The organism is Variovorax sp. CCNWLW225, from assembly GCF_037204045.1.
Lineage (GTDB): Bacteria > Pseudomonadota > Gammaproteobacteria > Burkholderiales > Burkholderiaceae_C > Variovorax.
Genome location: NZ_JBBCBV010000027.1, coordinates 41,594 through 53,524 on the forward strand (window position 1 = coordinate 41,594; position 11,931 = coordinate 53,524).

Annotated in this window: 11 protein-coding genes; all 11 read right to left on the reverse strand. The window is 67.6% G+C overall.

Going from position 1 to position 11,931, the window contains the following annotated elements:
* Positions 1–33: 33 nt before the first annotated feature.
* The 11 genes from V9L20_RS25665 to hutC all read right to left on the reverse strand — a co-directional run bounded on the left by V9L20_RS25665 (position 34) and on the right by hutC (position 11,775).
* Positions 34–1,083, reverse strand: coding sequence for a homocysteine S-methyltransferase family protein (locus V9L20_RS25665; RefSeq protein ID WP_281149082.1), 1,050 nt, complete (start codon positions 1,081–1,083; stop codon positions 34–36).
* Positions 1,084–1,131: 48 nt separating this feature from the next.
* Positions 1,132–1,947 (reverse strand): N-formylglutamate deformylase, encoded by an 816-nt coding sequence (gene hutG, locus V9L20_RS25670; RefSeq protein ID WP_337298705.1) that lies wholly within the window; start codon positions 1,945–1,947, stop codon positions 1,132–1,134.
* A gap of 5 nt (positions 1,948–1,952) precedes the next feature.
* On the reverse strand, positions 1,953–3,338 hold the full coding sequence (locus V9L20_RS25675; RefSeq protein WP_337298706.1) for a formimidoylglutamate deiminase: 1,386 nt from the start codon (positions 3,336–3,338) through the stop codon (positions 1,953–1,955).
* Complete coding sequence (gene hutI, locus V9L20_RS25680) at positions 3,335–4,585, reverse strand: imidazolonepropionase (RefSeq protein WP_337298707.1); 1,251 nt, start codon at positions 4,583–4,585, stop codon at positions 3,335–3,337. The genes V9L20_RS25675 and hutI overlap by 4 nt, the downstream gene beginning before the upstream one ends.
* A gap of 24 nt (positions 4,586–4,609) precedes the next feature.
* The gene (locus tag V9L20_RS25685; RefSeq protein ID WP_258503315.1) at positions 4,610–5,182 is read right to left on the reverse strand and encodes a HutD/Ves family protein; all 573 of its coding nucleotides are present in this window, start codon (positions 5,180–5,182) and stop codon (positions 4,610–4,612) included.
* Positions 5,183–5,324: 142 nt separating this feature from the next.
* The gene (locus tag V9L20_RS25690; RefSeq protein WP_337298708.1) at positions 5,325–5,993 is read right to left on the reverse strand and encodes an amino acid ABC transporter permease; all 669 of its coding nucleotides are present in this window, start codon (positions 5,991–5,993) and stop codon (positions 5,325–5,327) included.
* 12 nt (positions 5,994–6,005) lie between these two features.
* Entirely contained in the window at positions 6,006–6,758 is a 753-nt protein-coding gene (locus tag V9L20_RS25695) for a transporter substrate-binding domain-containing protein (RefSeq protein ID WP_258503311.1), read from the reverse strand.
* A 51-nt stretch (positions 6,759–6,809) separates the two neighbouring features.
* Complete coding sequence (locus tag V9L20_RS25700; protein ID WP_337298709.1) at positions 6,810–7,541, reverse strand: IclR family transcriptional regulator; 732 nt, start codon at positions 7,539–7,541, stop codon at positions 6,810–6,812.
* A 141-nt stretch (positions 7,542–7,682) separates the two neighbouring features.
* Positions 7,683–9,401 carry a urocanate hydratase gene (gene hutU / locus V9L20_RS25705; protein ID WP_337298710.1) on the reverse strand — a complete coding sequence of 573 codons (1,719 nt, stop codon included), beginning with the start codon at positions 9,399–9,401 and terminating at the stop codon, positions 7,683–7,685.
* A gap of 23 nt (positions 9,402–9,424) precedes the next feature.
* Entirely contained in the window at positions 9,425–10,978 is a 1,554-nt protein-coding gene (gene hutH / locus V9L20_RS25710; protein ID WP_337298711.1) for a histidine ammonia-lyase, read from the reverse strand.
* A gap of 59 nt (positions 10,979–11,037) precedes the next feature.
* Positions 11,038–11,775 (reverse strand): histidine utilization repressor, encoded by a 738-nt coding sequence (hutC, locus tag V9L20_RS25715; RefSeq protein WP_281149069.1) that lies wholly within the window; start codon positions 11,773–11,775, stop codon positions 11,038–11,040.
* Positions 11,776–11,931 lie beyond the last annotated feature (156 nt).

Here is an 11,931-nt window from a genome sequence, read left to right on the forward strand (position 1 = left end):
ATCAGCCGGGGGCGCGAACGCCCCGGGGCCTGGTCAGGCCGCTTCGCGGTAGAAGCCGGCGTTGTTGTTCAACAGCCTTCCGGGCACAGGCGCCACGGCCTGGCCGATGGCGGCGATGTGGTCCGGCGTGGTGCCGCAGCAGCCGCCGACGATATTCACCAGCCCTTCGGCCGCAAACTCGTGCAGCAGCCGCGAGGTGACGTCCGGCGTCTCGTCGAAGCCGGTTTCGCTCATCGGGTTGGGCAGGCCCGCGTTCGGGTAGCAGCTGATGAAGGTGTCGCCCGCCACTTTGGCGAGTTCCTGGATGTAGGGGCGCATCAGCGCCGCGCCCAGCGCGCAGTTCAGCCCCACGGCCAGCGGCTGCGCATGGCGCACGCTGTGCCAGAAGGCGGTCACGGTCTGGCCGCTCAGGATGCGGCCCGAGGCGTCGGTCACGGTGCCGCTGATGATGAGCGGCAGGCGTTGGCCGCTGTTGTCGAAGTACTCGTCGACCGCGAACAGCGCGGCCTTGGCGTTGAGCGTGTCGAAAATCGTTTCGACCAGGATCACGTCGGCGCCGCCTTCGACCAGCGCCTCGGTCTGCTCGTAGTAGGCCGCGCGCAGCTGCTCGAAGTCGACGTTGCGCGCACCGGGGTCGTTCACGTCGGGGCTGATGCTCGCGGTCTTGGGCGTCGGGCCCAGGGCGCCGGCCACGAAGCGGGGTTTGTCGGGCGTGCTGAACTTGTCGCAGGCCGCGCGCGCGAGCTTGGCCGACTCGAGGTTCATTTCGCGCGCCAGGTGCGCCATCTTGTAGTCCTCCTGCGCGATGGTGGTCGCGCCGAAGGTGTTGGTCTCGATGAGGTCGGCGCCCGCCGCAAGGTAGCCCTCGTGGATGTCGCGGATCACGTCGGGCCGCGTCAGCGAGAGCAGCTCATTGTTGCCCTTCACGTCGCGCTCGAAGTCCTTGAAGCGCTCACCGCGGTACTGCTCTTCGGTGAGCTTGAAGCGCTGGATCATCGTGCCCATGGCGCCGTCGAGGATGGCGATGCGCTTTTCGAGGATGCCGGCGAGTGCCTGGCCGCGGGTGTAGATGACGGGCTTCATAGACCCCGATTGTAGGAAGCGGGGCTGCCCCTCGCGGCCGTCGGTGCTTTAGCGGCTTTCGACGAAAGCCAGCACCGCCTCGATCATCCGCCGCACATGCGGCTTCACGCCCGCCGCCACCTCGGGCAGGTAGTCGAAGGGCAGCTTCTCCTGCATGTAGCTCGACTGCGTCATTTCCAGTTGCACCGCATGCACGCCCGCCGCGGGGTTGCCGTACTGGCGCGTGATGTGGCCGCCCTTGAAGCGGCCGTTGAGCACGCCGGAATAGCCGGGGGCCGATTCGGCGATGCCAAGCAGCGTGGCTGCGAGCGCCGGGTCGCAGCTGGTGCCGTTGCCGGTGCCCAGGTTCAGGTCGGGCAGCTTGCCTTCGAAGAAGCGCGGCAGCACCGAGCGGATCGAATGGGCGTCCCACAGTGCGATGGTGCCGTGCGCCGCCTTCAGGCGGTCGAGCTCGGCTTGCAGCTGCTGGTGGTATGGGCGCCAGATTGCCTCGCGCCGCGCGGCGACTTCCTCGTCGTCCGGTAGATCGTCGCTGGACGCGTAGACGGGCGTGTCGTCGAAGGTGTCGACGGGGCACAGGCCAGTGACGCTCTGGCCCGGGTACAGGCTCGCGCCATCCGGCGGACGGTTCAGGTCGATCACGTAGCGCGAATGCGTGGCAACGAGCACCGAGGCGCCGAGTTCGTCGGCAAAGTCGTAGAGCCGCTCGAGGTGCCAGTCGGTGTCGGGCACATGGCGCGCCTCTTCGGTAAAGCGGGCGGCCAGCGCGGGCGGCACGTAGGTGCCGACGTGCGGCATGGAGATGAGCAAAGGACGCGTGCCCTGGCGAAAGCGGAATGCGGGTTCGGTGGTGGTGAAACTCATGGGGCTCAATTTTCCAGAAGAAGCTGGCCGCGCGCTGCGACGAATGCGGCGGCGGCCTCGTTGTGCAGTGCATGGCGGCCCGCCTGCACGCGCGGCCGGCCTGCCACCCACACGGCATCGATGGCCGACGTGCGGTGGCTGGCAAAGACGTGCGACGACAGCATGTCGGGCGCTGGCAAGCCCTGCAGCGCGAGCTGCGCGGCATCGAGCACGACGAAGTCGGCTTGCTGCCCCACCGCCAGCCCGCCGATGGGCCGGCCCGAGGCCTGCGCGCCGCCGCGCACCGCTTCGAGCGTGAGCGCGGTGGCCACGTGCGGCTGCGCGGCACTGGCGCCGACGTTGCGCTGCCCTTTGCCCAGGCGCTGGCTGTATTCGAGCATCAGCAGCTCTTCGGCCGCGTTCACGGTGGCATGGCTGTCGGAGCCCACGCCCCAGGCGCCGCCATGGTGGCGCCATGCCGAAAAGTCGAAGATGCCATCGCCGAGGTTGGCTTCGGTGGTGGGACACAGGCCGGCCACCGCGCCGCTCTTTGCGCCGCGCTCGTATTCGGCCATGTCCATGTGCGTGGCATGCACGAGGCACCAGCGCGCATCGACCGGTGCATGGTCGAGCAGCCAGGCCACCGGGCGCTGGCCGCTCCAGGCCATGCAATCGTCGACTTCCTTGGTCTGCTCGGCAATGTGGATGTGGATCGGGGCGGCGGGGTCGATGGCTTCGAGGCCCGCCACGGCTTCGCGCAGGGCACCAGGCGGCACGGCGCGCAGCGAGTGCGGCGCAAGGCCCAGCCGAGCGCCCTGTGCGTCGCACACGGGCTTGAGCGCATCGAGCAGGCGCAGCATCGAGTCGGTCGAGCGGATGAAGCGGCGCTGCCCTTCGTTGGGCGGCAGGCCGCCGAAGCCGCTGGTCTGGTAGAGCACGGGCAGCAGCGTGAAGCCGATGCCCACCTTTTGCGCGGCGCGCAGCAGTGCGAGGCTGAGCGTTGCGTCGTCTGCATAGGGGCGGCCGTCGGCATCGTGGTGCACGTATTGAAACTCGCACACGCTGGTGTAGCCGGCTTCGAGCATCTCGGCATAGAGCCAGGTGGCAATGGCTTCCATGTGCTGCGGACCAAGGCGGGCGGCAAAGCGGTACATCAGCGTGCGCCAGCTCCAGAAGCTGTCGTGCTGCTCGGCGCGGTGTTCGGTGAGCCCTGCGAAGGCGCGCTGGAAGGCATGCGAATGCAGGTTGGGCATGCCGGGGATCACGGGGCCGCTCGCCGCCTGCGCGCCGGCGGGAGGCCGGGCAGCGGACTGCACCTGCGTGAGCTGGCCGGCATCGTTCCACGACAAGAGAACGTTGCTGGCCCATCCGCCGGGCAGCAATGCATCGGCCGCGAACAGTGTGCGCGTCATGCGGCCGCTCCCACGGCAATGCGGCCTTGCCGCACGACGGTGCGCACCGGGCGCTGGCCGAACCAGTAGGCCAACTCGGCCGCTTCGCGCACATTCCACAGCACGAAGTTGGCAGGCATGCCTGCGGCGATGGCGCCGTGCGTGTCCTGCAGGCCCAGCGCGCGCGCCGCGTGCACCGTAACGCCGGCCAGCGCCTCGGGCACGGTCAGGCGGAACAGCGTGCACGCCATGTTCATCATCAACAGCAGGCTCAGCGCCGGCGATGTGCCGGGGTTGTGGTCCGTCGACACGGCCATCGGCACGCCGGCGGCGCGCAGCGCCTCGATGGGCGGCAGGTGCGTGTCGCGCAGCGTGTAGTAGGCGCCGGGCAGCAGCACGGCCACGGTGCCTGACCGGCGCATGGCCTCGATGCCTTCGGCCGACAGGTGCTCGATGTGGTCGCACGAGAGCGCGCCGTAGCGCGCGGCCAGCGCCGCGCCGCCCATGTCGGAAAGCTGCTCGGCATGCAGCTTGACGGGCAGGCCCAGCGCTTGCGCGGCCTTGAAGACCTGCTCGGTTTCAGCCAGCGAAAACGCGATGCGTTCGCAGAACACGTCCACCGCATCGACCAGCCCTTCGGCGGCAAGCGCGGGCAGCATCTGGCTGCAGACGAGGTCGATGTAGTCGCCGCTGCGGCCTGCGTATTCGGGCGGCAGCGCATGCGCGCCGAGAAAGGTGGTGCGCACGGTCACGCCGTAAACCTCGCCAAGGCGCCGCGCCACGCCCAGCTGCTTGCGCTCATGCTCGAGCGAAAGGCCGTACCCCGACTTGATCTCGATGGCGCAGACGCCGTCGGCCAGCAATTGCTCGAGCCGCTGCGCGGCCTGCGCGAAGAGCGTGTCTTCATCGGCTTCGCGCGTGGCGCGCACCGACGAGACGATGCCGCCGCCCGCCTTGGCCACCTCTTCGTAGCTCGCGCCTGCAAGCCGCATCGCGAACTCGTTGGCGCGCTGGCCGCCGTAGACCAGGTGGGTATGGCAATCGACCAGCCCCGGCGTGACGAGCGCGCCGCCGCCGTCGTGCGGTGCAACGCCGGCAAATTCGGCGGGCAGCGCCTGGCGTGCGCCTATCCAGCGGACCATGCCCCCTGCCACCGCAATGGCGGCATCGGCAGCCGCTTCGGGTGCGGTGCCCGGCGCCGCATCGGGCGCGAGGCGAAGGCCAGTCCAGAGGCCATCGGCCGAGGGGTACGAGATTGCGGATGTCATGGGTCTCTTTCGGTATTCCAGAGCTTACGCCGGCACGATGCGAACCGCCGCCAACCGCGCGCCTTCGTCCTCCGGCACGGCTTGCCACGCCTGCGCGTCTTCGGCCCAGTACACGCCCTCGCCCTCGGCGCGCGCCTCGCCGTTCAGGCGCCATGTGCCGCGCAGCGCAAGCAGCACGCCGTGCGGCGCGGGCTCCACCACCGAGGGCTCGGCAAGCACCTGCACTTCGGCGCGCCACCGGCCGCGCCGCGCCATGATGTTGAAGTCGTTCGATGCGCCGCCGAGCAGCGCGCAATCGATCGCCTCGTCGCCGCTGAAAGTGAAGGGCCGGTGCGGCGCGTCGAGCCGGTGGTCCGTTCGTCCGTCGGGTGTGAAGAGCCGCACGCCATCGCCTTCGAGCAGCATGATGCTGCGGTCGACGCCTTCGAACACCGAGAAAGGCCCCGGCGCCGCAATGGTGGCGATGCTCGCGCGCCAGCTGAAGTCGTCGAGCCCCGCGCCCTCGGGCCAGCTGATGATTTCCTGCGTGGTGCCGCCGCCGTTCTTCCATGGCTTGGCCGGGAGCGATGCGCGGGAGAAGCGCTGCACGCGTTTCATGGCCGGTCCTCTTGCTCCTTCCCCTTCCGGGGGAAGGCCGGGATGGGGGCAGTGCCCGGCGAGCGCCGAGCGCGGGTCGAGGCCGTCGTGCCCCCACCCCAACCCTCCCCCGACAGGGGAGGGAGAAAGACGAAATGCAGGTTCATCGCATCAGCCCGCCCTGCCGCAGCTTCTGCTCGAAGTGCCTGAGAACCAGCGTCATCGTGCCCGTGAGCACGAAGTACACGAGCGCGATGGCAAGGTACACCTCGAGCGAGCGGTACGACACGCTGATGATCTTCTGCCCCTCATGCATCACGTCGTGAATGGTGAGCAGCGACACCAGCGCCGAGTTCTTGATGAGCGCAATGAACTCGTTGCCCAGCGGCGGGATCATGCGCACCACCGCCTGCGGCAGCACGATCTCGCGCATCGCCGTGGCGGGTGTCATGCCCAGCGACTGGGCCGCGAGGGTCTGGCCCTTGTCGATCGACTGGATGGCGCCGCGCACGATCTCCGACACATACGCGCCCGAATACACGCCCAGCCCCAGCACGCCGCACAGGAAGGCCGGCAGCAAGATGCCGAAGTGCGGCAGGCCGAAGAACAAGATGAACAGCTGCACCAGCAGCGGCGTGCCGCGAATCGCCGCCACATAGGCAGTGCATAGGCCGTAGAGCCAGCGCCGCTTGGGGTTGAGCCGCCCGATGCCGACCACGAGACCCAGCATGCAGCCGAGGGCGAGCGCGCAGGCGGTAATTTCCACCGTGACGAGCGCGCCGCGCAGCAGGTCGGGCCAGCCTTGCCAGACCGGCGAGAAATCGAGATCCATGAGCCGGCCGGATTACTTGGCGCTGGCGTTGAACCACTTCGCGACGATTTGCGCATAGGTGCCGTCGGCCTTGAGCTTCTCGATGGCGCCGTTCACTGCCTTGGTGAGCTCGGGCGTGTCCTTGCGGATGGCCATGCCATATTCCTCGGTGGTGATCTGCTCGGGCAGCACCTTCAGGCCGCCGCGCGTGCGCACGTACTGGTAAGCGGCGGGCTTGCCGGTCACAGCCGCATCGGCGCGGCCGATGTCCACCAGGTTGAACATTTCCTGGTTCTTCTCGACTTCCATCAGCTGCACCTGCGGATACTTTTCCTTGGTGTAGGAGACCGACTTGGTGCCCACCTGCACGCTGACCTTCTTGCCGTTGATGTCGGCCGGCATCTTGATGGCCGTGTTCCCGTCCTTCACCATCACGACCAGGCCGCCCGCGTAGTAGGGCACGGTGAAGTCGACGACCTTCTTGCGCTCGTCGGTGATGTAGATGGCCGAGACGGCCATGTCGAAGCGCTTGGAGATGAGTCCCGGCACCAGGCCCTTGAAGTCGATGTCGATCCACTCGATCTTGCGGCCCAGCGTCTTGCCGATCGCTTCGACCAGCTCCACGTCGAAACCCGTGCGCTTGCCGTTCTCGACGAACTCCATCGGCGGAAAGGTGGCATCGGTGGCCACGCGCAGCGGCTCGCCCTGCGCTTGCGCGGTGGCGGCAAAGCCGAAGAAGGCAAGGCTGGAGAGTGCGGCGGCAATGAGGGTGCGGCGGGTGTTCATGTGAAAGCTTCCGTGGGTTGAAAAAGAAAAGAAACCGTGCGCAATGGCTGGCTACTGCAGCGCGCGTGAAATGCGCGCCGCCGTGACGACGGTCATGTGCAGCAATGCAGCTTCCATGCCTTCGACACGCGTGAGCGGGGCCATGAGCGTGATCGCGCCGCGCAGGCGACGGCCCGATGCGAGCACCGGTGCGCTCGCGCCCCACACGCCGGCGTCGACCTCGCCATGCGTCACGGCATGGCCGGCTTCGCGAATCGCGTCGAGCTCTGCGGCGCGCTGTGCGCGGCGCTCGGCGCTTTCGCCGAATGCGTCGAGCAATGCATCGCGCTGGTCGGTCGGCAAGTGGGCCAGCAGGCACTTGGCACTGGCGCCGTCACGGGCCGGCACGCTGCGGCCCCGGTCGAACGAACAGCGCAGCGACTGTTCGCTGTCGATCATCTCGAGGCACACCACGCGATCGTTCACGGCCGTGACCAGCGCCACGCTTTCGCGGCTCTGCTGTGCGAGCGCGCGCATGTCGGCGCGCGCCGCCATCACGAGGTCGGAGTTGCCGTCGAAGCCGGTTGCAAGCTGCACGCTCACGGGCCCGGGCGAGTAGCGCCCGTCGGCCTCCATGACGAAGCCCCAGCGCCGCAGCGTTGCGATCTGCCGGTACAGCGTGCTCTGCGAAAGGCCGGTGGCCTGCATCAGCTCAGCTGCCGACATGGCCGCCTTGCTTTGCGCCAGCACCGACAGCACCAGCAGGGCTCGGTCGTTGTGGGCGGAAGCTTCGGGCGGCGTCATCGGGAGCGGCGGCGAGAGGTCGAAAAGTGGGTGCGGCGTGCAGTATCTTGTTGGCCGTTCCCACGTCCAAGCCTTCATTCCCACTGAGTGGGAATCGGCGCGTTTTTTCTTTTTACCTTCGTCTTACTGCTTCGCTCCGGGTCAGCGCACCATCGGTAACTTGAGGCCCTGCTTCTTTGCCGTGGCCACGGCAATGTCGTAGCCCGCATCGGCATGGCGCATGACGCCGGTGGCCGGGTCGTTCCACAGCACGCGCTCGATGCGCTTGGCGGCTGCATCGGTGCCGTCGCACACGATGACCACGCCCGAGTGCTGCGAATAGCCCATGCCCACGCCGCCGCCGTGATGCAGGCTGACCCAGGTGGCGCCGCCCGCTGTGTTGAGCAGTGCGTTGAGCAGCGGCCAGTCGCTCACGGCATCGGTGCCGTCCTTCATTGCCTCGGTCTCGCGGTTGGGGCTGGCCACGGAGCCGGTGTCCAGGTGGTCGCGGCCGATGACGATGGGCGCCTTGAGTTCGCCGTTCTTCACCATCTCGTTGAAGGCCAGGCCGGCGATGTGGCGCTCGCCCAGGCCCAGCCAGCAGATGCGCGCCGGCAGGCCCTGGAACGCGATGCGCTCGCGCGCCATGTCGAGCCAGCGATGCGTGTGGGTGTTCTCGGGGAACAGCTCCTTGATCTTGGCGTCGGTCTTGTAGATGTCTTCGGGGTCGCCCGACAGCGCCACCCAGCGGAACGGTCCCTTGCCTTCGCAGAACAGCGGGCGGATGTAGGCCGGCACGAAGCCCGGAAAGTCGAACGCATTCTTCACGCCTTCGTCGAAAGCGACCTGGCGGATGTTGTTGCCGTAGTCGACCGTGGGAATGCCCATGGCCTGGAAGTCGAGCATGGCCTGCACGTGCACGGCGCACGACTTCGCAGCGGCTTTCTTGAGCGCGTCATGCTGCGAGGCGTCCTTCATCGCGGCCTGCCATTGCGGCACGGTCCAGCCCGACGGCAGGTAGCCGTTGATGAGGTCGTGCGCCGAGGTCTGGTCGGTCACAAGGTCGGGCTTGATGCCGCCGGCCTTCGCGCGCTTGACCAGCTCGGGCAACACGTCGGCCGCGTTGCCGAGCAGTGCGATCGACACGGCTTCCTTCGCATCGCAATGCTGCTTGATGAGCTCGAGCGCATGGTCGATGTCGCGCGCCTGCTTGTCGACGTAGCGCGTGCGCAGGCGAAAGTCGATGCTGGTCTGCTGGCACTCGATGTTGAGCGACACCGCGCCCGCCAGCGTGGCCGCGAGCGGCTGCGCACCGCCCATGCCGCCGAGGCCGGCCGTGAGGATCCACTTGCCCGCGAGGCTGTTGTTGTAGTGCTGGCGGCCGGCTTCGACAAAGGTTTCGAAGGTGCCCTGCACGATGCCCTGGCTGCCGATGTAGATCCAGCTGCCCGCGGTCATCTGGCCGTACATGAAGAGGCCCTGGCGATCGAGCTCGTTGAAGTGCTCCCAGTTGGCCCACTTGGGCACCAGGTTCGAATTGGCGAGCAGCACGCGCGGCGCGTTCTCGTGCGTCTTGAACACGCCGACCGGCTTGCCCGATTGAATGAGCAGCGTCTCGTCGTCGTTCAGTTCCTTCAGCGAAGCGAGGATCTGGTCATAGCAAGCCCAGTTGCGCGCGGCGCGGCCGATGCCGCCGTACACCACGAGATCTTGCGGGCGCTCGGCCACCTCGGCGTCGAGGTTGTTCTGCAGCATGCGGAACGGGGCTTCGGTGAGCCAGCTCTTGCAGTTCAGTTCGCTGCCGCGCGGCGCGCGGATCACGCGCGTGGGGTCATGGCGCGGGTCGGTGTTTTGCATCGGGAGCTTTTCGGGTGCGTTCATGGGAGGTTCTCCTTGATCGGTGTTCAGGCGTGGCTGGGCAGGATGTTCAAAAGCGCGGCGGGCAACTCGGCCTTGAGCGCCCACTGGCGCATGGCTTCGATATCGGGCGCGAGATAGCGGTCGGCTTCAAGAAACGCGACCTTCTGGCGGATGTTGGCGAACTCGGCTTCGACCAGCGGCGAGCTCTTCAGGTTTCGGTTCAGTTCAATGCCTTGCGCCGCCGCTATGGCTTCAATGCCGACGACCACCGCCGTGTTGTTGACCATGTCGCCCAGGCGGCGCGCCGCGAACGTGGCCATGGACACATGATCTTCCTGGTTGGCCGAAGTGGGCAGGCTGTCGACGCTGGCGGGATGCGCGAGCGACTTGTTCTCCGAAGCCAGCGCGGCCGCCGTGACCTGCGCGATCATGAAGCCGGAGTTCAGGCCGCCGTCGCGCACCAGGAACGGCGGCAGGCCCGAAATTCCAGTGTCGAGCAAGAGCGCGAGGCGCCGCTCGGAAATGGCGCCGACCTCGCTCACGGCCAGCGCAATGATGTCGGCCGCAAAGGCCACCGGCTCGGCGTGGAAGTTGCCGCCCGAGATCACTTCGCCGGTATCGGTAAAGACCAGCGGGTTGTCCGATGCGGCATTGGCCTCGATCACCAGCACGCGCGCGGCATGCGCGAGGTTGTCGAGGCAGGCACCCATGACCTGCGGAATGCATCGCACCGAATACGGGTCTTGCACGCGGCCGCACGCCGCGTGCGACGGCACGATCTCGCTGCCTTCGAGCAGCGTGCGCACCGCGGCCGCGACGGCAATTTGCCCCGGCTGGCCGCGTGCGGCGTGAATGCGCGCATCGAACGGTTTGATCGAACCCTGGATGGCTTCGAGCGAGAGCGCGCCCGACATCAACGCCGAGGCGAACACGTCTTCGGCACCGAACAGGCCGGCCAACGCGAGCGCGGTCGACACCTGCGTGCCGTTGAGCAGCGCCAGGCCTTCCTTGGGGCCGAGCACGAAGGGCTCGAGGCCGACGAGGCGCATGGCCTCGGCACCGCTGACCACGGCACCGTCCGCAGTGGTCGCCTCGCCCTCGCCGATCAGCACGCAGGCCATGTGCGCGAGCGGCGCAAGATCACCCGAGGCGCCGACCGAGCCCTTGCATGGAATGCGCGGCATCACGCCCGCATTGAACAGCGCCAGCAAGGCGTCGACCAGCGCGGGCCGCACACCCGAGTGCCCGCGCGCCAGGCTCACGGCCTTGGTGGCCAGCACCATGCGCACGACAGGCGCGGCCAGCGGCTCGCCGGTGCCCACGCTGTGCGAAAGCACGAGGTTGCGCTGCAGCTCGGCCAAGTGGTCGTTGCCGATGCGCGTGCTCGCGAGCTTGCCGAAGCCGGTGTTGATGCCGTAGACCACCTGGTCGTTCTCGACGATGTGGCGCACCGCCGCTTCGGCGCGCGCCATGCCGTCCTGCACCGACGGATCGAGCGCCAGCCGCACGCCGCCGGCCTGGATGCGGCGCAGCATGGCGAGGTCCACCTTGCCGGGCGTGAGAGTCAGGGTGGCGGGAGTGTGATTGTTTGTTGGCATATGAACCTGTCTATACAAGTGGTTGCAAGAGAAGACCTGCGGTTTCCGCGACAAAAAAATCAGCCGAACGAGGGGTTGCCGTCGGCTTTGAAACGGCTGCCCAGGCTGTAGCGCGAGGCGGGGTGCAGGCAGCGCACCCAGGTGACTGGCGTGTTGCGCGTCCAGGTGCGGCGCGTGAGCAGCAGGCAGGGGTCGGTGGGTTCCATCGCCAGCCGGCCGGCCTGCTCGGCGGTGGGCAGCACGGCATCGACGACATGCTCGATCTGGTCGAAGGGCACGTTGCGCACCAGGTATTCGCTGGGCGCAACGGCGGCAAAGTCCTGCTCGAGAAAGTCGGGCACGACCTGCGGATTGACGTACCGTTCCTCGAGCTGCACCGGGGTGTCGTTCTCCAGGTGCAGGCACACGCTGTGGAACACCGAGGTGCCCGCGCGCATGTCGAGCCAGGCCGCCACGTCGGGTGAGGCGGCAATGCGTTCCACGGCCAGCATTTCGCAGCGGTAGTCGTGGCCCCGCTGGCGGATTTCGCTGGCGATGTTGGCAATCTGCAGCAGCGTGGACTGGGGCTTGTTCTCGGCCACAAAGCTGCCGACACCGGCCATGCGCACGATGCGGCCCTGTTCCATCAACTCGCGCAACGCGCGGTTCACGGTCATTCGCGAGATGCCGAACTGGGCAACCAGTTCGCTTTCGGAGGGCAGGCGGTGGCCGGCGGGCCAGGTGCCGTCCTGGATCTTGCGGGAGATGTGATCCTTGACTTGCGCATAGAGCGCGAGGGAGGGGAGGTCGCGCTTCATGTCAGCGCTCCATCCACGCTGTTGTTCTTGGCGCTGTTTTTGGTGCTGTTTTTGGTGCTGTTGTTCAGGGCGCGTGCACAGGCCACCGGGTACTCCCCTCCGCGAATGTCCCCCGGGCTTCGCCCTCCTCCTTTATTTCGCTGCGCGGAGCACCCG

Bases quoted from the DNA above. Each gene is read 5' to 3' on its own strand.
- hutC (WP_281149069.1), bottom strand. From the start codon at position 11,775: ATGAAGCGCGACCTCCCCTCCCTCGCGCTCTATGCGCAAGTCAAGGAT.
- V9L20_RS25695 (WP_258503311.1), bottom strand. From the start codon at position 6,758: ATGAACACCCGCCGCACCCTCATTGCCGCCGCACTCTCCAGCCTTGCC.
- hutI (WP_337298707.1), bottom strand. From the start codon at position 4,585: ATGACATCCGCAATCTCGTACCCCTCGGCCGATGGCCTCTGGACTGGC.
- V9L20_RS25665 (WP_281149082.1), bottom strand. From the start codon at position 1,083: ATGAAGCCCGTCATCTACACCCGCGGCCAGGCACTCGCCGGCATCCTC.
- hutH (WP_337298711.1), bottom strand. From the start codon at position 10,978: ATGCCAACAAACAATCACACTCCCGCCACCCTGACTCTCACGCCCGGC.
- V9L20_RS25685 (WP_258503315.1), bottom strand. From the start codon at position 5,182: ATGAAACGCGTGCAGCGCTTCTCCCGCGCATCGCTCCCGGCCAAGCCA.
- hutG (WP_337298705.1), bottom strand. From the start codon at position 1,947: ATGAGTTTCACCACCACCGAACCCGCATTCCGCTTTCGCCAGGGCACG.
- V9L20_RS25675 (WP_337298706.1), bottom strand. From the start codon at position 3,338: ATGACGCGCACACTGTTCGCGGCCGATGCATTGCTGCCCGGCGGATGG.
- V9L20_RS25690 (WP_337298708.1), bottom strand. From the start codon at position 5,993: ATGGATCTCGATTTCTCGCCGGTCTGGCAAGGCTGGCCCGACCTGCTG.
- V9L20_RS25700 (WP_337298709.1), bottom strand. From the start codon at position 7,541: ATGACGCCGCCCGAAGCTTCCGCCCACAACGACCGAGCCCTGCTGGTG.
- hutU (WP_337298710.1), bottom strand. From the start codon at position 9,401: ATGAACGCACCCGAAAAGCTCCCGATGCAAAACACCGACCCGCGCCAT.